At 69.9% G+C, this 20,532-nt stretch carries 14 protein-coding genes; 8 read left to right on the top strand and 6 right to left on the bottom strand.

Annotated features, from left to right (window positions below):
* Window positions 1-13 precede the first annotated feature (13 nt).
* Entirely contained in the window at window positions 14-3,070 is a 3,057-nt protein-coding gene (locus HWD99_RS14925; RefSeq protein ID WP_241796979.1) for a S8 family peptidase, read from the bottom strand.
* Between the two features lie 144 nt (window positions 3,071-3,214).
* Between HWD99_RS14925 and HWD99_RS14920 the strand changes: the two genes are divergently transcribed.
* From HWD99_RS14920 to HWD99_RS14900, 5 genes are all read left to right on the top strand, one after another.
* A complete protein-coding gene (locus HWD99_RS14920; protein WP_241796978.1) occupies window positions 3,215-3,757 on the top strand; it encodes an ECF transporter S component in 543 nt (180 codons plus the stop codon).
* Between the two features lie 86 nt (window positions 3,758-3,843).
* The gene (locus HWD99_RS14915; RefSeq protein ID WP_241796977.1) at window positions 3,844-5,592 is read left to right on the top strand and encodes an ABC transporter ATP-binding protein; all 1,749 of its coding nucleotides are present in this window, start codon (window positions 3,844-3,846) and stop codon (window positions 5,590-5,592) included.
* A complete protein-coding gene (locus tag HWD99_RS14910) occupies window positions 5,589-6,407 on the top strand; it encodes an energy-coupling factor transporter transmembrane component T (RefSeq protein WP_241796976.1) in 819 nt (272 codons plus the stop codon). The genes HWD99_RS14915 and HWD99_RS14910 overlap by 4 nt, the downstream gene beginning before the upstream one ends.
* Window positions 6,408-6,418: 11 nt before the next feature.
* On the top strand, window positions 6,419-7,294 hold the full coding sequence (locus HWD99_RS14905) for a siderophore-interacting protein (protein ID WP_241796975.1): 876 nt from the start codon (window positions 6,419-6,421) through the stop codon (window positions 7,292-7,294).
* The gene (locus tag HWD99_RS14900; protein WP_241796974.1) at window positions 7,291-7,929 is read left to right on the top strand and encodes an ECF transporter S component; all 639 of its coding nucleotides are present in this window, start codon (window positions 7,291-7,293) and stop codon (window positions 7,927-7,929) included. The genes HWD99_RS14905 and HWD99_RS14900 overlap by 4 nt, the downstream gene beginning before the upstream one ends.
* Window positions 7,930-8,145: 216 nt before the next feature.
* On the opposite strand, the gene HWD99_RS14895 is transcribed toward HWD99_RS14900, so the two are convergent.
* Together HWD99_RS14895 and HWD99_RS14890 are read right to left on the bottom strand one after the other, a co-directional pair.
* Window positions 8,146-9,309, bottom strand: a complete 1,164-nt coding sequence (locus tag HWD99_RS14895) for an acyl-CoA dehydrogenase family protein (RefSeq protein WP_241796973.1) — start codon at window positions 9,307-9,309, stop codon at window positions 8,146-8,148.
* Window positions 9,310-9,459: 150 nt separating this feature from the next.
* The gene (locus HWD99_RS14890) at window positions 9,460-10,395 is read right to left on the bottom strand and encodes a M15 family metallopeptidase (RefSeq protein ID WP_241796972.1); all 936 of its coding nucleotides are present in this window, start codon (window positions 10,393-10,395) and stop codon (window positions 9,460-9,462) included.
* 123 nt (window positions 10,396-10,518) lie between these two features.
* On the opposite strand from HWD99_RS14890, the gene HWD99_RS14885 reads away from it, so the two are divergent.
* Window positions 10,519-12,042, top strand: a complete 1,524-nt coding sequence (locus HWD99_RS14885) for an Rv2578c family radical SAM protein (RefSeq protein ID WP_241796971.1) — start codon at window positions 10,519-10,521, stop codon at window positions 12,040-12,042.
* Between the two features lie 100 nt (window positions 12,043-12,142).
* On the top strand, window positions 12,143-12,682 hold the full coding sequence (locus HWD99_RS14880) for a YaeQ family protein (RefSeq protein ID WP_241796970.1): 540 nt from the start codon (window positions 12,143-12,145) through the stop codon (window positions 12,680-12,682).
* A 236-nt stretch (window positions 12,683-12,918) separates the two neighbouring features.
* On the opposite strand, the gene HWD99_RS14875 is transcribed toward HWD99_RS14880, so the two are convergent.
* The gene (locus HWD99_RS14875; protein ID WP_241796969.1) at window positions 12,919-15,282 is read right to left on the bottom strand and encodes a DEAD/DEAH box helicase; all 2,364 of its coding nucleotides are present in this window, start codon (window positions 15,280-15,282) and stop codon (window positions 12,919-12,921) included.
* Window positions 15,283-15,575: 293 nt separating this feature from the next.
* Here HWD99_RS14875 and HWD99_RS14870 point away from each other — a divergent pair, with 293 nt between their 5' ends.
* A complete protein-coding gene (locus tag HWD99_RS14870; protein WP_241796968.1) occupies window positions 15,576-16,472 on the top strand; it encodes an aldose 1-epimerase family protein in 897 nt (298 codons plus the stop codon).
* A 119-nt stretch (window positions 16,473-16,591) separates the two neighbouring features.
* On the opposite strand, the gene HWD99_RS14865 is transcribed toward HWD99_RS14870, so the two are convergent.
* Together HWD99_RS14865 and HWD99_RS14860 are read right to left on the bottom strand one after the other, a co-directional pair.
* Entirely contained in the window at window positions 16,592-19,846 is a 3,255-nt protein-coding gene (locus HWD99_RS14865) for an efflux RND transporter permease subunit (protein ID WP_241796967.1), read from the bottom strand.
* 23 nt (window positions 19,847-19,869) lie between these two features.
* On the bottom strand, window positions 19,870-20,463 hold the full coding sequence (locus tag HWD99_RS14860) for a TetR/AcrR family transcriptional regulator (protein WP_241796966.1): 594 nt from the start codon (window positions 20,461-20,463) through the stop codon (window positions 19,870-19,872).
* Between the last annotated feature and the right edge of the window lie 69 nt (window positions 20,464-20,532).

The following is a 20,532-nucleotide window of genomic DNA, read 5'->3' as shown; positions in this document are numbered from 1 at the left end:
GGCGCACTGATCGTTACGGAGCGTCGACCGTGACGATCGTGCGCACGTCGGACTCGCCGTACTGCACGAGCCCGAGGTAGCGGGTGCCGGGGGTGAGACCGGTCCAGCTGAGCTCGTAGCTCGTCGCCTCGCCGCGCACGGCGGGCAGCGGGTTCGGGTCGGCGGCGAGCGCACCCTCGCCCTCGGGCTGCACGGCGGCGTAGGTCATGTCCCACGTCATCGGCGCCGAGGTCGAGTAGACGTTCGCGACCACCAGATAGGTGCCGGCCGTGGGCGCCGGGAGCGTGACCTGCTCGTCGGCCGAACCCGTCGCCGACTGCCAGCGCTCGTAGTAGCGCGGGTCGTCGGGGCTCACGACCCGGTAGACCGTGAGGTCGAGGTCGCTTCCGGTGTCATCCGACGAGTCGAGGTCGAAGCGCGCGAGCGTGGTGCCCTCCGGCACGTCCACGATCCACGACACGTCCTTGTTCTCGTCGCCCGACGCCTCGTCGCCCGAGTGCTCCGCGACACGACCGTCGGGGTCCTCGAGCAGCGCGAACGGCGTCAGCCCCGACACTCGGAGCGCCAGGTCCCCGTCGACCCCCGGCGTGATCTCGACCGTCGTCGCGCCGTCGACACCCGTGCCCGAGGCCTCTGCCGGAGCATCCGCCGTGACCGGGAACACCGCGATCGGCGACCGCACCGTGTTCTTCTTGCTCGTCCATGTCAGCGATCCGGTCGCCCACTGCTCGACCGGTGCGCTCTGGTTGTCGAAGGTGACCGTGTAGGTCGCCGTCTGACCGGGCCTGTCGAACTTCAGCGTCGACGGCTCGACCGTCACGTCGACCCCTGGCAGGTCGGCGGATGCCGTGAACGTGCCCTTCTCGGTGGCGGTCACGGTGCGGGTGACGGTCTGCGCGCTCGCGAGCGACCCGATCGAGAACGAGGCGATGTTGAGATCGCTGCCGTCGATCGGCTCGACCCCGTCGAACTCCGCCAGCCCCTTGCCCTCGAGGAACGCCGCCCAGTCGGGCACGTCGTTCAGGTAGAGCAGCCCGGGGGTGAACAGGCGCTTCGGATCGACCTGCCCCGCACCCTGCTGGAACGGGTCGGTGTTCTTCGACCCGTCGGGGTTCACGGTGTCGTACGCGGTGGTCATCATCGCGGACTTGATCTCCGCGGGCTTGGCGTTCGGACGCTCACCGAGGTAGAGCGCGGCGAGACCCGCGATGTGCGGCGACGACATCGACGTGCCCGAGAGGATGCCGAAGGTCGGCTCCTCGCCCGGGGCGTTCTGCGTCGCCGCGAGGATCGCAACGCCGGGAGCGGCGATGTCCGGCTTCATGACGTCGCTGCCGTCGGCGAGCATCGGTCCGCGGCTGGAGAAGCCGGCGATCTGCGGCACCGGGGTCACGACACCGGTGGTGTTCTCGCCGACGAGGGTGATCGGTCGGTCGGTGCCGCCCTGCACGTAGGCCAGCACGGCCGCGCGGTACGCCGAGGCGAGGTGCACGGTGGGCACCGCGTGGAAATCGTTGTCGAGCGAGTCGGCGCCACCGGGCACGTTCACGAGCACGACGCCCATGCCGCCGGCATCCTTCACGACCTGCGACTTCTCGGCGCGGGCGTTGCCGCCGCGGTCGCAGACCACGATGTGGCCCGCGACCCTCGCCGGATCGAGCGTGCCGGGGAGGCAGAGCGCAGCATCGGCGGCGGTCTGACCGGCCGCCGGCACGTCGCCCGCGTACACGGAGGGACCCGTGACGGTCGTGCCGAACGGCACGCTCACCGACGCGCCGGCCTGGGCGAAGCCGTCGAACTGCACGGTGCCCTCCCAGGTCGGGACCGTCGATGCCGCGACCGTGGTGTACCAGGGCGACGCGTGATCGGCGGTGACGGGATCGGGGCCGTCGTTGCCGGCGCTGGTCGCCACGAACACGCCCGCCGCCGCCGCGTTGAAGAACGCGATGTCCTCGGGGGCGAGGACGGTGGATGCCGCACCACCGCCGATCGAGTAGTTGATCACGTCGACGCCGTCGGCGACGGCCTGGTCGATCGCGGCGATCAGGTCGCTGCCGGCGCAGATGTCGTCGGTGGTGACGGACTCGTCGGGGCCGACATAGCAGGCCTTGTACGCCGAGATCTTCGCACCGGGGGCGACGCCCGAGATCCGGCCGAAGTCGACGCCCTCGATCGACGCCTTCACGCCGAAGTCACCGGCCGCGGTGCTCGCCGTGTGCGAGCCGTGCCCGTCGCCGTCCCGCGGCGAGAGGTAGTCGTACTGGAAGTCGAAGCCGGCGGCCTCGGCGCCCGCGTGGAAGTACTGCGCGCCGATGAGCTTCGACGAGTAGTCGCTCTTGTCCCAGTCCTGACCCTCGACCATCGCCGCCTGGAACCGGCCGCCGTCGGACTTGTCGAAGTAGACGTGGGTGCCGTCGGTGTAGGGCTGAGACCCCTTGTGCCGCTTGTCGTCCTTCTTCTGCTTCTTGAGCTTCTTGCCCTCGAACGAGGGGTGCTCCGGGGCGATGCCGGTGTCGATCACGCCGACCACGACGCCCTCTCCGGCCTTGTCGACGCCGCCGGTCTGCTGCCAGAGTCCGCCGCGCCCCTTCCGGTCGTCACCGAGCCCGAGGAAATCGGTGGAGGTCTGCGCATCCGGGTGCCGGATGAAGTCGGGATACACGCCGTAGACGTCCTTCGAGGCGCGGAGCTTGTCGACCTGCTCGCCCGAGAGATCGGCGCTGAAGCCGTTGAGGACCACCTGGTACGTGGTGTCGGGGGTCACGCCGACCTCCTGCGCGAGGGTCTGCTGCTGCGCCTCGAGGTGCTCGACGTACCGCTGCGAATCCTGCGACTGCGTCTCGAGCTGTTCGCCCTCGGCGGGCGTGGTCGCCTCGAGTCCGTCCACGTCGCCGGTGTAGCTCGCGAGCGGGTCGGACTTCATCACGACGATGTAGTGCCCGGGCGTTCCCTCGACCGGACTGGGGTGATTCACCTCCTCCGTTCCTGCGTAGCCTGCGGTTGCCGTCGATGCGATGAACAGCGTGGCCAGGGTGGCGGCCGCTGCCATCCGGAGGGGTGTTCGACCCATGCGCTTCTCCCGATGATCCGGGTGCGACCGCGTTGCCGCACCGCCGCTCACGCTAAGCCGGGTTCGCGTCGGGTTCCAGGCCTCGGGGTTATTACTGGACGATCGACCAGCCGAGTCGCCATTGGTCGACAGTAGGCTGAGAGTGTGGCCCCCTCCCCCGTGCTGACGACCCGCGTGCTGCTGATCTGCGCCGCGATCGGCGTCGCGACAGGCATCCTCGGAGGGATCGCCGGCCTCATCACGCCGGGCGTGATCGTGCTGACCCCCTACCTCTACGGACTCGTCCTCGGTTCGCACGTGCTGCCGGGGATCATCGCGCAGGAGGTGCTGCGCCGACCGTTCGTGGCCCTGGTCACGCATCTGATCGCCGCCCTCATCTCGAGTGCGTTCAACCCGGCCTGGGCGCTGCGCTTCATCGGCACCGCGCTGCTGTTCGGCGCCATCCAGGAGGGCATCGCCGCCCTCACCCGCTACCGGTCGTGGGGCGCGTGGCGCTTCTTCGTCTCGGCGGCCGTGATCGGCGTGATCGTGGCGGTCGTGGTCTTCTTCGCAGTCGACCTCGCGACTTTCCCCCTGTGGGCGCAGATCGCCTACCTCGTGATCTCGGTGCTCGGACCGATCGCCTGGACGGCCGCGGGGCTCGCGATCGGGGCGGCCCTGAGCCGGGCCGGCGTCGCTCGGCGCTGAGGTCCGTGCCCGCCACGACTCGTGGCGATTCAGGTAAGGCTCAGCTAAGTTAGAACGGTACCGATCCGCAGAACCGGGGTTATGCCGTGCGCTCATCTGCGCCTCTCCTCCGCGTGCGTGACCTCTCGATCACGCACGTCGATGCCGTGCACCCCTCGCCCGAAGACGTCACGTTCGACATCGCCGCCGGCGAGGTCGTGCTGCTGCTCGGCCCCTCGGGCTCGGGCAAGTCGACGCTGACCCTCGCGCTCAACGGGCTCATCCCGCACGCGGTCCCGGCGACGATGACGGGTGCCGTCGAGGCCGGCGGCATCGACACCGCTCAGGCCGCCACCGCCGAGCTGAGCACGCGGGTCGCGATGGTGTTCCAGGATCCGGATGCCCAGATCGTCACCGGCACGGTCTACGACGAGGTCGCCTTCGGCCCCGAGAACCTGCTGCTGCCGCTCGACGAGGTCCATCGGCGCACCGAAGACGCCGTGCGCCGCGTGGGGTTGTGGGATCGACGCGAGGAGAACCCCGACCGGCTCTCGGGCGGGGGGCGCCAGCGTCTTGCGATCGCCTGTGCGCTCGCGATGGGATCTCCTCTGGTCGTGCTCGACGAACCCACGGCGAACCTCGACCCTCAGGGCATCGACGACGTGTACGCGGCCCTGCGCGACGTGATCGCGACCGGCGACCGCGCGATCCTGCTCGTCGAGCACAACCTCGACGCGGCCATGGGATTCGTGACCCGCACGGTCGTGCTCGATCGTGCCGGGCGGGTGGCATTCGACGGGCCGCCGGCCGAGATCATCCGCACCCATGTCGACGAACTCCTCGCGATGGGGGTCTGGCTGCCCGCCGCCTCCCTCGCAGCGCTGCGGATGCGGGATGCCGGGACGCCGTTCGACGAGCTGCCCCTCACCCCGGACGAGCTCGCGGCCGCCCTGGCATCCGCGCCGGCATCCGCCCGACTCCAGGTCCGCGATGCGGCGGCAGGCGCGAAGCCCGCTCTCGCGTCCGACACCGCGGAATCCGGTCTGCCGACCGACCGGCCGCGTGACCGGCCGCCGTCCGGCGACGAGACCGGCATCGCGCCGGTCGTCCGCGCCCGTGGCCTGACCGTGCGTCGTCGCCGCGCCGAGATCCTGCACGGCATCGACCTCGACGTCGAGCCGGGCACCCTCACCGCGATCGTCGGCACGAACGGCGCGGGCAAGACCACCCTGCTGCAGTCGCTGGCCGGCGTGGTCCCCCCGCCGCGGCGTCAGGTGTCGGTCGACGGCATCGACCCCGGCTCGGCCTCGCCGCGCGAGCTCGCGAGCCGCATCGGCTTCGTCTTCCAGAACCCCGAGCACCAGTTCATCGCACATACGGTGTTCGACGAGCTCGCGCACGGACTCCGGCTGCGGCACACCGCGGATGCCGAGATCGACCGGCGGGTCGGGGCGATGCTCGCGCGGTTCGGGCTCGAGGCCAAGGCCGACGTGCATCCGTTCCTGCTCTCCGGGGGCGAGAAGAGACGACTGTCGGTCGGGACCGCACTGATCACGCGTCCCCGGGTGCTCGCGCTCGACGAGCCGACGTTCGGCCAGGACCGCGCCCGCGCATCCGAGCTCCTCGCCCTGCTGCACGATCTGCGCGACGAGGGCACCACGATCCTGATCGTCACGCACGACCTGCAGCTGGTCGCCGAGCATGCCTCGCACGTCGTCATCCTGAAAGACGGACGGGTGCACGCCGCCGGCCGCACCGCCGAGCTCTTCCGCGATGAGGCGCCGTTCGTCGAGGCGGGGCTGCGGCTGCCGTCTCTGCAGCGCGTGCTGGCCGCAGCGGGACGGACGGTCGCATGACCGCGCAGACGTTCGACCCCTATGCGGCGATGACGGCCTCGTCTCCCCGCCAGTTCCTCTATGCCCTCAACCCGCTCGCGAAGGTGGCGGGCGTCGCTCCGGCCATGCTGGTGCTGGTCTTCGTGCGCGACCTCGCCACTCCCGCCGCGTTCCTGATCATCGCGCTCGCGACGATCGTGGTGGGTGCTCGGCTCACGGTGCGCACCGCGGCTCTGCTGTTCGTCGCGCTGCCGGTGGGCATCCTCGCGATCGGCGTGGGGTTCTCGCTGTGGGTCGACGCCGGCCTCGTCAGCGGCACCGGGACGGCTCTGCAGCTCGGCGACTGGACCCTGTACCGGGGCGCGCTCGCGATCGGCTTCGCCACGGCGCTGCGGCTCGGGGCGATCATCGCCCTGGCTCTCATCGGAGGCCTGACGACCACCGGTCCCGATCTCGTGCGGGCGAGCGTGCAGCAGCTGCGTGTGCCCTATCGGATCGGGTACACCGCCCTCGCCGCCTTCCGGTTCGTGCCGCGTTTCGGTCACGAGCTCTCGGTGATCCGCGCCGCGCACCGGGTGCGCGGTCATCACGGCGGCAGCGGACCGTTCGCGCGGATCGCTCGCGGATGGGGGTACATCGTGCCGCTGCTCGCCGGGGCCATCCGCCATGCCGAGCGCGTCGCCCTCGCGATGGACTCGCGCGCCTTCGGCGCCCACCCCACGCGCACCGAACGTCACCTCGTGCCGTTCCGCACCCGCGACACCGTCTTCCTCGTCGTCTGCATCGCCGCATCCGCCGCGATCTTCGTGATCTTCTTCCCCTGGCAGCTGCCCTGAAAGGCATCCACATGGCATACAGCAAGCTCGTCAAGCCCGAGTCCTCCGAGCTCATCCACCTCACCGTCCTGCGCACCGAGCGCCTGTCCGCGCACTGGATGCGGGTCACGCTCGGCGGCGGCGAGATCGAGCGGTTCCGTCCGATGGGCTTCGACCAGTGGTTCCGACTCTTCCTGCCGATCGGCGGGGATGCCGGCCTCGACCGCGTGCCCGCCAAGGCCAACAGGATGTTCGGCTATCTGAAGTTCCTGCGCATCCCCGACGGCGAGCGGCCTGTCATGCGCAACTACAGCGTCCGCGCGTACCGCCCCGCGACCCCAGACGCGGGCGCCGAGATCGATGTCGACTTCGTGCTGCACGGATCAGCCGCCGACGGCACGGCCGGCCCCGCCTCTCGCTGGGCCGAGACCTGCGAACCCGGCGAGAACGTCCTCATCATCGACGAGGGCCTGACGTTCAACCCGCAGCGCGGCACCGACCGTGTCGTGCTCGTGGGAGACGAGACCGCACTGCCGGCGATCGCCTCGATCTGCGCCTCGCTGCCGTCGCATGCCACCGGCACGGCGATCATCGAGATGCCCTCCGACGAGGATGCTCTGGAGTTCTCGCATCCCGACGGCGTCGACGTCGTGTGGATCGTGCGTCCGCACGAGTTCCCTCCCGGGTCGTTCGCTCTCGCCCGGCTGGGCGAGCTCGCGCTGCCCGCGGCGCCGTTCCACGCGTACGCGGCGGGCGAGCAGTCACTCGCATCCGGCGCCAGGAAGCACCTCGTCGGCGAGCGCGGCGTCGACAAGAACTCCGTGAGCTTCTGCGGGTACTGGAAGATCGGTGCGTCCTCCCCGGCCTCGAAGGCCGCTCGCGACGCCGCTGCGGAGCCCCTCGCATGAGCGGGGCGGATCCCACGCACGGTGCGGGGCCAGAAGCGCCCCGGGAATCGCCCTCCGCGGCGCCGAATCGACCGCGCATCGGCGGCGGCCGCTCACGCTTCCGCTTCCCGACCGCGATCCTGCTGACCTGCGCCGCTCTCGGCGTCGCCGGCGGCATCCTGCTGGCTCCCGCGAACTGGATCTCGACGGTCCTGTTCCCCGGACTCCCGTTCGTCAGTGTGGGGTTGGCCGGACTGTGGCTGCTGCCGTCGGTCATCGCGCTGCGCCTGCTGCGACGACCCCTGGTTGGCCTGCTCGTCGGGCTCCTGGCCGGGCTCGTGATCGTCCCCTTCTCGGGATACGGGTTCGGCAGCGTCGCGACCAACGTCTGGTGGGCCGCGTTCACCGAGCTCCCGTTCCTGTTCGTGCTGTGGCGCTACTGGGGCACCTGGATGCACTACCTCGGCGCCGCGATCGTCGGCATCGTGTATCCGATCCTCGCCTGGGCGTCGTTCGACCTGGGCACGTTCGGCCTCGGCCTGCAGATCACGTTCTTCGCGATCACGCTCGCGAGCTGCCTCGGGGGCACGGCGCTCGGCATCCTGATCGCCGACCGGCTGCGCAAGGCCGGAGTCGGGGGACGTCTGCCCCGCTGACCGGCGCTCGACTGATCGCCTTCCGGTGCCCCTCCTCCGGGCTGGGCTTCGGATGCCGTCGCGCGGCGCGCCGTCATCCGGCCGCCCATCCCGGCGCGTCGCGCCTGCGGTCCGAATCTGTGCCCGGAAGAGGATCCGTCCTCGGGTCGGACGGTGCGCCGCCCCGACGAGAAAGGCCCAGGATGCGAGCATCCTGGGCCTTTCGCAGACGGGACGTCAGCGCTTGCCGACGATCTGACGACCGACGAGGTCGCGCATGATCTCGTTGGTGCCGCCGTAGATGCGGTGCACCCGAGCATCGGTGAACGCCCGGGCGATCGGGTACTCCATGATGTAGCCGTAGCCGCCGTGCAGCTGCACGCCGGTGTCGAGCACCTCCCACTCGCGCTCGGTCGCCCAGAACTTGACCTTCGCGGCGTCCTCCGCGGTGAGCGTGCTGTTCTTGTAGGCGAGCAGCGCACGGTCGATGTACGCCCACATCGCGTCGGTGGTCGCCGCCATGTCGGCGAGGCGGAAGCGGGTGTTCTGGAAGTCGGCGATGCGCTCGCCGAACGCCTCGCGGTCCTTCGTGTAGGCGACGGTCCAGTCGAGGGCGGCCTGTGCGGCCGCGGCCGCGGCGACGCCGATCGAGAGGCGCTCGAGCGGCAGGTTCAGCATCAGCTGGATGAAGCCCTGCCCCTCCTTGCCGCTGATGAGGTTCTCGTCGGGGATGAACACGTCGGTGAAGCTGAGCTCGGCCGTGTCCCAGCCGTGGAAGCCCATCTTGCTGAGCCGCTTGCCCTGGTCGAAGCCCTTCATGCCCTTCTCGACGAGCAGCAGGCTGAACGCGTCAGGCCGGTTGCCCTCGCCCGTCTTGACGAAGGTCACGACCACGTCGGCCGTGGAGCCCGAGGAGATGAAGGTCTTCGCGCCGTTGAGGATGTACCCGCCGTCGACCTTCTTGGCGTTGGTCTTGATGCCGCGCAGATCCGATCCCGCTCCGGGGTCGGTCATGGCGAGCGCACCCAGCACCTCGCCCGTGGCCATGCGGGGCAGCCACTTCTCCTTCTGCTCCTGCGTGCCCATGTGCACGAGGTAGGGCACGGCCAGGTCGTCCTGGATGCCGAAGGCGCCCGCCAGCGACCCTGCGCCCGAGGCGATGACCTCTTCCATCACGATGGTGCGGAAGCGGTAGTCCTGCAGCATCCCGGCACCGCCGAACTCCTCGGGCACCGACAGACCGATCAGGCCCGCCTCACCGGCCGCCAGCATGGTGGCGCGGTCGATCTCTCCCGCGGCATCCCATCGCTCGATCGCCTCGTTGCTCACGTGGCGCTTGACGAAGTCCTTGACGAGGTCGCGGAAGGCCTCGTGATCCTCTTCGTAGATGTCGCGTTCCATTGCGTCCTCCCGAACGTCTCGTGCGTCTTTGCTCCGGCGATTCTATGCCGGTGCCCGATGCGGCGACAGTCGGTTGTGGGAATGCATCTCACAGGAGGTGAGACTGGGTTTCGCGTTTGTCGGATGCCGCAAGAACGCCTTTACGGCTGATCAGTGCGCGTAATCGGGAGCCGCGGGAAGCGCGAAGAACTCCTCGAGCGTGTGATATCCGCCGTGGTGGTAGGCAGCCGCGAGCTCCGGGCCGAGGTACCTCAGATGCCACGGTTCCGGCTTGTACCCGGTGATGCCCGTGCCACCCTGCTCGTAGCGCACGATGAACCCGTACTCCCAGGCGTTCTCGGCCACCCATGCCCCCTGCGGAGTGCCGCCGAAGGCGTCGATCCCTCCGCACGCGGAATCACAGGCCACGAGGTCGAGGGCGAGGCCGGTCTGGTGCTCGCTGTGGCCTGCACGGGCCGAGGACGCATCCGCGCCCGCCTGACCGCTGTTGCGCACGTGAGACGCGTGCGTCGCGACCTGAAGATCGTAGGACCGATACCCGTTGTTCGCTCCGATGCTCCCCGCCCCCTCGGCCGCCGCGTCGGCCACCAGAGCGCCGATCGCCGCCGCGACATCGGACCGAGCCTGACCCGACCTCGTGGTCATCTGCATCGGCAGGTCGGCGAGCGACGAGGGCGCGTACTCGATCGGATCGAGCGGACGCGCCTTGTTGACCACCACCCACACGTGCGCGGGGTCGGCGAGCGAGATGCACGGCGCGTTGCCCGCCACCACGGCGGAGCGGAAGCTCTCACCACCGCCGAAGCCCGCGATGATGGCCGCGTCGTCGGCCACGGCGATCGCCTCGAGCACGCTCGGCTCGGAACACGGATCGGCCGCGGTCGTCGCCCCGACCTGCACCTCGGGCACCGACGCGATCACGACCGGCTCGGGCAGCGCCGGCTCGGGCTGGGTCGAGACCGCGGTCGGGGTGCTCGCGAGCGAGAGCAGGACTCCGACGGCGGTCACCGCGAGACCGAGCGGCAGAGCAGCCCCGAGGACCCGGGAACGCCGTGCCGCATGCTGAGGCTGCGGCGAGGAGAGCATTGCTCCATTGTGTCTTAAGTCGCATCGGAGACCCCTGCCGCGATCCCCGCCGCACCGCCGTCGCGATCGAAGAGAACTGCGAATCAGGTTGACGCACGACTCGTTCCTATGTTCGAATGAACTATGCGATGGCAGGGGCAGAAGGTCGGAGAGGCGGACGAGTCCGCGCTGCCGGGCCTCGAGAACCGTGCCGGGCTCGTCCGCACCGTGACCACCCCGGAGTTCGCGGGCATGACGTTCCACGAGGTGCTGTCGAAGTCGGCCCTCAACCATGTTCCGGGTGCGTCACGCATGCCCTTCGCGTGGACCATCAACCCGTATCGCGGATGCAGTCATGCCTGCGTGTACTGCCTCTCCCCCGACACGTCGATCCTGTGCGCGGACGGACGGCAACGCCCGCTCTCCGACCTGGAGATCGGCGATGAGATCATCGGCACCGAGCGCCACGGGCGATACAGGCGATACGTCCGTACGACGATCCAGGCGAAATGGCCCACACGCAAGCCCGCCTACCGGGTGGCCCTCGCCGACGGCACGGAGATCGTCGCGAGCGGGGATCACCGATTCCTCACGGATCGCGGGTGGAAGCACGTGATGGATGCCGCGTCCGGCCAGCGCCCGCATCTGACCACGAACAACCGGCTCATGGGGTACGGGACCGGTGCGACGGGCGCCGCCGTGGGAACGGCGGTGAAGAGCTCCGCCGGGCTGCGGGTGGTGAGCATCTCGGCGATCCCCAGAGAACAGGATCTCCTCGACATCACGACGGGAACAGGAGACTTCGTCGCGAACGGGGTCGTCAGTCACAACTGCTTCGCTCGCGGGACGCACGAGTACCTCGATCTCGACGGCGGCGCCGACTTCGATTCGCAGATCGTCGTCAAGACGAACATCGTGGAGGTGCTGCAGAGAGAGCTGCGCCGCGGCAGCTGGGCCCATGAGACCGTCGCTCTCGGCACGAACACCGATCCCTACCAGCGGGCCGAGGGGCGCTACAGGCTCATGCCCGGCATCATCGACGCCCTCGCCGCGTCGGGCACGCCGATCTCGATCCTGACCAAGGGAACGCTGATCCGGCGAGACATCCCCGTGCTCGTGAGAGCCGCACAGCGCGTGCCCGTCGACATCCAGATGTCGATCGCGATGTACGACGACGAGTTGCAGAAGGCCATCGAACCCGGAACCCCGACCACGCAGGCGCGTCTCGACACGGTGCGAGCCCTGCGCGACGCCGGCTTCCGCGTCACGGTCTTCCTGATGCCGATCATGCCGCACATGACCGACTCGGTCGAGGCGATCGACACCGCACTGCGACGCATCAAGGAGGCCGGGGCGAGCAGCGTCGTCTACGGCGCGCTGCATCTGCGCGCCGGGGTGAAGCCGTGGTTCATGCAGTGGCTCGGGGAGTTCCGCCCCGACCTCGTCTCGTCGTACCGGGGGCTGTATCCGGGCGTCTCCGCCGAAGCCCCGAAGGGCTATCGCCAGTGGCTCGCGAAGCGGGCCCGACCGCTGATCCGGCTGCATGGGCTCGACGCACAGCACGAGGACGACTATCCGGTGCGCGGCATCCGTGCGTCCGCGCCCCACGGGCGGCCCGCGCCCGCGTTCGCCCCCTCACCCGCGCCCGCACAGCCGATGCTGTTCTGAGCGCTGCCGTTCCGAGCACTGCTCTTCTGACCGCTGCGGCGCAGGCAGGCGTGCCGGACGCGTCGGCGACCCCTGCCACGGACGCGTAGGCTCGTTCGTTATGGCTATCGGCTCCACAATGCACACGTTCGACGTCCAGCTCGCCGACATGGATCGCGGCGTGTACGACGACTTCGCGCTGCGCGTCGCGAGGCATCCGTCCGAGACCGACGCCTACATGCTCACCCGCGTGCTGGCCTACGGGCTCGAGTTCACCGAGGGCATCGCCTTCGGCGGCGGCATCTCACAGACCGATGAGCCGGCCGTGCTCGTGCGCGACCTCACCGGACAGACCACGGCCTGGATCGAGGTCGGCGCCCCCGACGCCGAACGCCTGCACTACGGCAGCCGCCTCGCCGAGCGCACGGTCGTCTACACGCACCGCGATCCGGTGAAGGTGATGGCCCCGTGGGTCGACAAGCGCATCCACCGCTCCGAGGACATCCGGGTCTTCAGCTTCGACCCCGGATTCATCGAGTCGGCCGCTCCGCTCATCGAGCGCCGCAACACCATGACGATCACCGTCACCGAGGGAACCCTGTACCTCGACCTCAACGGCACGAGCGTGACCAGCGCCGTGCACGTGCACGAGCTGGGCTGAGTCGGCTCCGCACCACGTGCCGCGTCGCCATGCACCGCGGCATCCGCACCACGTGCCGCGTCGCCATGCACCGCGGCATCCGCCCCTCGGGCACCGTGTGGGCGGTGAACTCCCCGTAGGGAGGCCGACGCGCGCGCGTTCCTCCGCCCGACAGCGAGTTCACCGCCCCAGGGGCCGACGCACGACGATGGCCCCGCCCCCGCGGATGCAGGGACGGGGCCTTCGAGTCGGACGGATCAGGCCGTGAGGTCTGCCGCCGTCGGCACGCGACCGGCGATCTCCTCGATCAGGTCGTCGTCGATGCGAGCGTTCTCGAACGGCGCGTCGATCTCGGCGCGCTCGAGCAGCTCGGTCATGCGGCGCTGACGCTGACGCGTGATCAGCGTCACGACACGGCCCGAACGGCCCGCGCGGCCGGTGCGACCGGAGCGGTGCAGGTACGTCTTGTACTCGTCCGGAGCATCGGCCTGCACGACCAGGTCGATGTCGTCGACGTGGATGCCGCGGGCGGCGACGTCGGTCGCGACGAGCACGTTGACGCGACCCGAGGTGAGCCGCTCGAGGTTGCGCGTGCGCTTGGCCTGGTTGAGATCACCGTGCAGCGACACCGCGGGGATGCCGGCATCGTCGAACTGCTCGGCGAGCATGTCGGCGTAGGCGCGGGTGCGGGCGAAGACGAGGGTCTTGCCGTCGCGGTCGACGAGGGAGGTGAGGATGTCGGCCTTGTCCCGGTGCTCGATCACGAGCACGCGGTGCTCGATCGTGCTCGAGTCCTGGTCTTCACCGGCGACCTCGTAGACGGCCGGATCGACGAGGAACTCGTCGACGAGCGCCGCGACCTCACGGTCGAGCGTCGCCGAGAAGAGCAGCTTCTGGCTGCCGTCGGCGGTGTGACGCAGGATGCGCTGCACCGGCTCGACGAACCCGAGCTCGCACATGTGGTCGGCCTCGTCGAGCACCGCGATGCGGCAGTCGGAGAGATCGAGCTTGCCCTGGTTGACCAGGTCCTCGATGCGACCGGGCGTGCCGATCACGATGTCGACGCCCTTCTTCAGCGCGCCCACCTGACGGCCCTGGGGCACGCCGCCGTAGATCTGCGTGGTGAAGAGACCGACGCTGCGGGCGATCGGCTGGATCGTGCGGTCGATCTGCAGCGCGAGCTCACGGGTCGGAGCGAGGATGATCGCGCGCGGCGACCGGCCGAACTCACGACGCTTGCCGGCCTGCGACTGCAGCACGCGCTCGACGAGCGGAGCGCCGAAGGCGATGGTCTTGCCGGAGCCGGTGCGGCCACGGGCGAGCACATCTCGGCCCTCGAGCACGGCCGGGATGCTGGCCGCCTGGATCGGGAACGGCGTCGCCGCGCCCATGCCGACGAGGGTCTCGACGATGTTGGATCCCAGACCGAGGTCGCCGAAGCTCACACCGTCGACCTCGACCGCTGCCACGGACTTGGCCTCGAGGCGCTCGTGCACGACGTCGTCGGTCGGCTCGAAAGCGGCCTTGGGCTTCTTGTTCCAGTCGTCGCGGGTCGGACGCGCATCGCGAGCGGTGCGGTCGTCGCGACGCGGACGCTCGGTGCGGTACGCGCCACCCGTCGACGGACGCGAGCGCTCGTCGCGGCCGCCCTCGATCGAACGCTGGGCGCGGTCACGGTCGAAGGCGCGGCGGGCGCGGTCGGCGTCGAAGGAGCGCTCGGGGCGGTCGGCGCCGGCACGGTCGTCACGACGCGGGCGGTCGTTGCGGTCGTCACGACGCGGACGCTCGTCACGGTCGAAGCGCGGACGCTCGGACGATGCGCGGTCGAAGCGCGGACGCTCGGTGCGGTCACCCGAGCGGGCGGGACGGTCGTCGCGGTTGAAGCGCGGACGCTCGGACGCGCCGCGGTCGTCGCGCTGCGAGCGGTCGTCACGGGAGAAGCGCTGGCCACCGCGATCGTCGCGGAAGCCACCGGAACGCTGGTCACGGCGGTCGTCACGACCCGCACGTCCACCGTCGCGGTGGTCGTTGTCGCGGAAGCCCTGGCGCTGGGTGTTGGCGCCGCGGTCGTCACGGCGCGGACGCTCGTCACGCTGGCCGCCGCGCTCATCGCGGTAGGTGCCGGGACCGGTCGGACGCTGGCCGCCGCGGTCGTCACGACGAGGGCGGTCGTCGAAGCGTCGCCCTCCGGTCGGACGGTCGCTGTTGTAGCGGGGACGCTCGGAGCGGTCGTCGAAGCGGGGACGCTCGTCGCGGTTGTGCGGTGCGTTGTGTCGACCCGACTCGGCGCGGTTGCGGATGCCGCGGGCCTCATCGCGACCCGCGCGCTCCTGCGCGCTCCAGCGCTGCTTGGGCGCACTGCCCTCTTCGGCGGGGCGGTATCCGCGGTGGCCGGCGCTGCGGCTGCCGGGACGACGGTCGAAACCGGCAGACGCGGTGCGACGCTCGCCGGCATCCGCACGTCCGCCACGGGTGTCGCGGGAATCGCGTGAGTCGCGGGTGTCTCGCGAGCCGTCGCGACCGCCGGCGTGGCGGTCGTGGAACGACGTCTTGCTCGCGCCGTAGCGCGGCTCGAAGTTGGCGGCGGGACGTCCGCCGCGAGGCTTCTTGTTCTTGGGCATGGGTGTGTCCTTCTGAGTTCTCGCACGAGAACAGCGCCGCGCACACGCGCGAGCACCCTGCGCCCGATCGGATGCGATCGAGCAGGGTTCCGGACTGTCAGCGGCCGGGGCCATTCATGTGATGGTTGATCAAGCGTCGAGCGACGCTCACCATCGGCCCCTGGACTCACACTTCTTACACAAAAACGTCCGCGCACTGCGCGGGTGTCCGAAGCCGACGCATCAAGTGTAGCGGTCGCACCTGACAAACCGCCCAGTCCACCGGCACGTGCGACGCGCCCTACGATTGCGGGGTGACCTCCGCATCCCCCACCGGCACCCAGGTGCACCTCCAGCTCGGCGACGTCAGCGCTCAGATCGCGCAGGTCGGCGCCTCCCTCCGATCGCTCCGCATCGGAGCCGTCGACCTCATCGCCCCGTATCCCCTCGACGCCCCGACCCCGTCGTGCTCGGGCGTCGTGCTCGCGCCCTGGCCCAACCGCGTCCGCGACGGTCGCTGGAGCGACGACGGCGTCGAGCGGCAGCTCGCCCTCACCGAGCCGAAGTTCCACAACGCCAGCCACGGACTCCTGCGCTTCACGGCGTACGACATCGAGCAGAGCGCATCCGCGACGACGCTGAGCGCCACGATCGTCCCGCAGACGGGCTACCCCTACCTGATCGAGACCAGCGTGACCTATGTGCTGCGCGCAGACGGCATCGACGTGACCCACGCGCTGACCAACCGTTCGGCCGAGGCCGCTCCGGTCGCTCTCGGCACCCACCCGTTCGTCACGATCGGCGATGTGGATCCGCACGATCTCGTGCTCAGCGTGCCCGCGCACACGGCCTTCGACACCGATGAGCGGATGCTGCCCACGGGCACTCGCCCGGCGGATGCCGCACTCCGCGACGGCGTGCGTCTCGGAGACATCCACCTCGACACCGGCTTCACCGACCTCGACCGCGATGCCGACGGACTCGTGCGGCACTCGCTCACCGCCCCCGACGGTCGTCGTGTCACGCTCTGGCAGGGCGAGGGCTTCGACGTCGTGCAGGTCTACACCACCGACAAGTACCCCGGGCAGTCTCTCGCGGTCGCGATCGAGCCCATGACCGCTCCCGCCGATGCACTGAACAGCGGTATCGGCATCCGACGGCTCACCCCGGGCGAGACCTGGACCCTGCAGTGGGGCCTCACGCTCGACTGAGCCCGCTCACCGCGCCCTGCGGTTCGCCCCCCTGCGCCGGAGACGGCCGATGCCCGCCCGGAAACCGATTCCGGACGGGCATCGCGCACTCCCCTGCGCAGTGATGGACGCCGAGACGGCTACTCGCCGCGCTCGCGGAGCTCGCGGCGAGTGAGCTGATTCGCGTGCGGCAGACCCGAGTCGCCACCGGCACCCGAGGCACCGCCCGTACCGGCACCCGAGGTGCCACCCGCACCAGCACCGGCGAGCACCAGCCCGCCGGCCGGCGCAGGCCCGTCCGACGGCGCCGCGCCGTCGACCGGCGCAGAGCCGTCGTCGCCCGAGCCCGCCTTGCGCGCCCGGCGCCGCTCCTTCGCACCCTCGACGAGGTTGTAGAGCGTGGGCAGAACGATCAGCGTCAGCACGGTCGACGAGATGAGTCCGCCGATCACGACGATCGCCAGCGGCTGCGAGATGAAACCGCCGTGCCCGGTGATGCCGAGCGCCATCGGGGTCAGCGCGAAGATCGTCGCGAGTGCCGTCATGAGGATCGGCCGCAGACGCTTCTCGCCACCCGCCTTCACGGCGTCGAGCGTCGACAGCCCCTTCTCGCGGTACTGGTTCACGAGGTCGATGAGCACGATCGCGTTGGTCACCACGATGCCGATGAGCATCAGCACGCCGATGAGCGAGGCCACTCCGAGCGGCACGCCCGTGATGATCTGCAGCAGGATCGCACCGGTCGCCGCGAACGGCACCGACACGAGCAGCAGCAGCGGCTGGCGCAGCGACTTGAAGGTCGCCACCATCACGACGTAGACGATCAGGATCGCCGCGAGCATCGCGAGCCCGAGCTGCGAGAACGAGTCGGCCTGCTGCGTCGCGACGCCGCCGACCTCGGCCGACGCCCCGTCGGGCAGATCGACCGCGGCGAGGGCGTCGTTCACCGACTGGGTGGCCACGGCGAGGTTGTCGGATGCCGGGGGCACGGTGATCGTCGCGGTGCGGCGTCCCTGCTCGGTGGTGATCGACGTGGGGCCGTTGCGCTCCTCGACGGTCGCGATCTCCTGCAGCTGCACGACACCGAGCGGCGTCGGGATGGTCAGCTCGCGCAGCGCCTGGGCGGTCGTCGGCGGCTGGGCCGATGCGAGATAGATCGTCAGCGCGGTGTCGTCGATCTCGACGGTTCCGACCTGCTGGGGGCGCATCGTGTTCGACACGATCGATCCGACGGCCACCTCCGAGAGGCCGCGCTGCGCGGCCGCGTCACGATCGACGACCACAGCCAGGTACGGCAGGGCCGCGGCGAGGTTGTCGGTGACCTGACCGACGCCGTCTCGGCCCTCGAGCTCGTCACCCACGGCGGTGGTCGCGGTCTGCAGGTCGTCGGCGTTCGACGCCGAGACCGTGATCTCGATGTCGCTCGATCCGAAGCCTGCGGACGATGCGACCGACACCTCTCCCACATCGGTGAGGTCCTTGACGGCGTCCTGCACCGCGGCGCGGAGCTCCTCCTGATCGGCATCGGCGTCGGTGAGCACCGAGTAGGTGATGCCCGCGCCTCCCGAGAACGCATCGCGCAGAGCCGATCCGCTCGATCCGATCGAGGCCTGCACGGTGGTGACGCCGTCGATGTCGAGCAGCGCGTCCTCAACGGCGACCGCCGCCTCCGACTTGGTCTCGAGGCTCGCGGTCGGACCGAGGTCCTGCGTGACCGTCATCGTGTTCTGGCCCGAGTCGCTGAGGAAGTTCACCTTCATGAGCGGCGCTGCCGCGAGTGTGGCACCGAGCACGACGACCGCGAGGATCACGGTCACACCCGAGTGCTTCAACGTCCAGCCGAGGATCGGTCGATAGGCGCGCTGCAGCGGGGTCGGCGGCGCGGCCGGGTCCTCGGGGTCGATCTGCACGCCGTTCTCGTCGAGCAGCGGCTTGCCGGGGCGCAGGAACCAGTACGCGAGCACGGGCACGATGGTCAGCGACACGAGCAGCGAGGCGACCATCGCGATCGAGACGGTCATGGCGAACGGGCGGAAGAGCTCGCCGACCATGTCTCCGACGAACACGATAGGCAGGAACACCGCCACCGTGGTGATGGTCGACGAGGTCACGGCCATCGCCACCTCGCGCACGGCGAGACGGATCGCGTCGCCCTTGTCGGCGTCGCCGACGTAGTGGCGCTTGATGTTCTCGATCACGACGATCGAGTCGTCGACCACGCGACCGATCGCGATCGTGAGCGCACCGAGGGTGAGGATGTTGAGCGAGTACCCGAACGCCTGCAGACCGATGAACGTGATCAGCACGCTGGTCGGGATCGAGATCGCCGTCACGAGAGTCGAACGGATCGACAGCAGGAAGACGAGGATGACGATCACCGCGAAGGCGAGTCCGAGCAGGCCCTCGGTCGCGAGCGTCTCGATCGACTGCTGGATGAACGGCGCCTGGTCGAAGATGATCGTGAACGTCGCGTCGGGGAACGCCTCGCCGATCTCGTCGAGCGCGGCGATCACGCCCTGCGACACCTCGACGGTGTTCGCGGCGGGAAGCTTGGTGATCGAGATCGAGAGGGCATCCTCGCCGTCGACGCGTGAGAGCGACGAGATCGGGTCGGACTCCTGCACGACCGTCGCCACATCGCCGACCGTCGCCTCGGTGCCGACCAGCGGCAGCGCCGCGATCTCCTCGACGGAGGTGATCTTGGCGCCCGTCTGCACCGTGAGGGTCTGGCCGTTCTCGGTGATGTCTCCGCCGGGGAACAGCGTGCCGTTCTGCTGCAGCGCCGTGCTGATGGCCTGCGTGCTCTGGCCCAGCGCGGCGAGGGCGGCGACATCGGGCGTGATGGTGATGCGCTGGCCGACACCGCCGATGAGCTGCGCGGCGTTGACGCCGTCGACGTCTTCGAGGTCGGGGATCGCGATGCTCGTCAGCTCGGCCTGGGCGTTCTCGGCGTCATCGAATCCGGTGACCGCGACCTGGATCACGGGGAAGTCGTCGATCGACACCGCGAGCACCTGCGGGCTCACGTCTTCGGGCAGCTGTCCCGAGATGCGGTTGATCGCCTGCTGGATCTTCTGCTCGGCCGTCGCGAGGTTCGTGCCGTAGGCGAAGGTCGCCTGCACGATCGAGGCGTTGGTCGTGCTCGTCGCCGTCGTGCCCTCGAGTCCGGGAACACCCTGGATCGCCGATTCGATGGGCGTCGAGACGTCGTTCTCGACGACCTCGGGCGAGGCGCCGGGGTAGGTCGTCATGACCATGAGGTTGGGCAGCTCGAGCGACGGGATGAGCTCCTGCTTGAGGTTCGTCAGAGCGAGCCCGCCGAACACGGCGGCGACGATCGTGATCAGGGCGATCAGCGCGCGGTTCTTGAGACTCAGGACGGCGAGGTTCGACAAGGGCGGATTCTCTCTCGGTCGGATCAGGCGGATGCTGCGGCGGTGGATGCGGAGGGGGACGCCTGCCGAGGAAGGAGGATCCCGGCGAGGGCGTCGCGGATGAGCTCTTCGTCGAGCGGCTCGTCGTGGATCTGTGCATGCCAGAGTACGCCGTCGATGAAGACGGCGGCGGCCCTGGCGCGATCCGGTCCGTGAACGGGTGCGATGAACCCGACGACCTCGTCGGACCACTGCCTGGCGAAGGCCCGCACCCGCGGGTCGTGCACGGCAGCGGTGACGACGGCTCGGTCTGCCTGAATCGCGCGCGCATCGGCGAGGCCCTGGTGCACCAGCCTCGCGAGCCCCTCGGGCGTCACGCCTTCGACGCGCACGGCTCGCCGCGTCTCGTCGATGCGCGCCTCGATCTCGGCCGCGAGTGCGCCGATGGCGGCCTCCCGCAGGTCGTCGAGCGTGGCGAAGTACTGGGTGGTGGCGCCGAGCGGCACCCCGGCGCGGGCGGCGACCTTGCGGTGGGTGAGCGCGTCGACGCCGATCTCGATGATCAGCTCGGCGGCCGCCGTGACGATCTCGAGGCGGCGCGCTTCAGGATCGCGGCGGCGTCGTGTGCCCTCGCTCATCGATCCCCCTCGCCCATTCGTGGATATGCACGCGGCGATCAACCCTGTACGCCCGTACATGTACGTTTG

The organism is Microbacterium sp. C5A9 (genome assembly GCF_022627955.1).
GTDB lineage: Bacteria > Actinomycetota > Actinomycetes > Actinomycetales > Microbacteriaceae > Microbacterium.
Note: the sequence above shows the minus strand (reverse complement) of the source record. Positions and strands in the feature narration are given on the sequence as shown.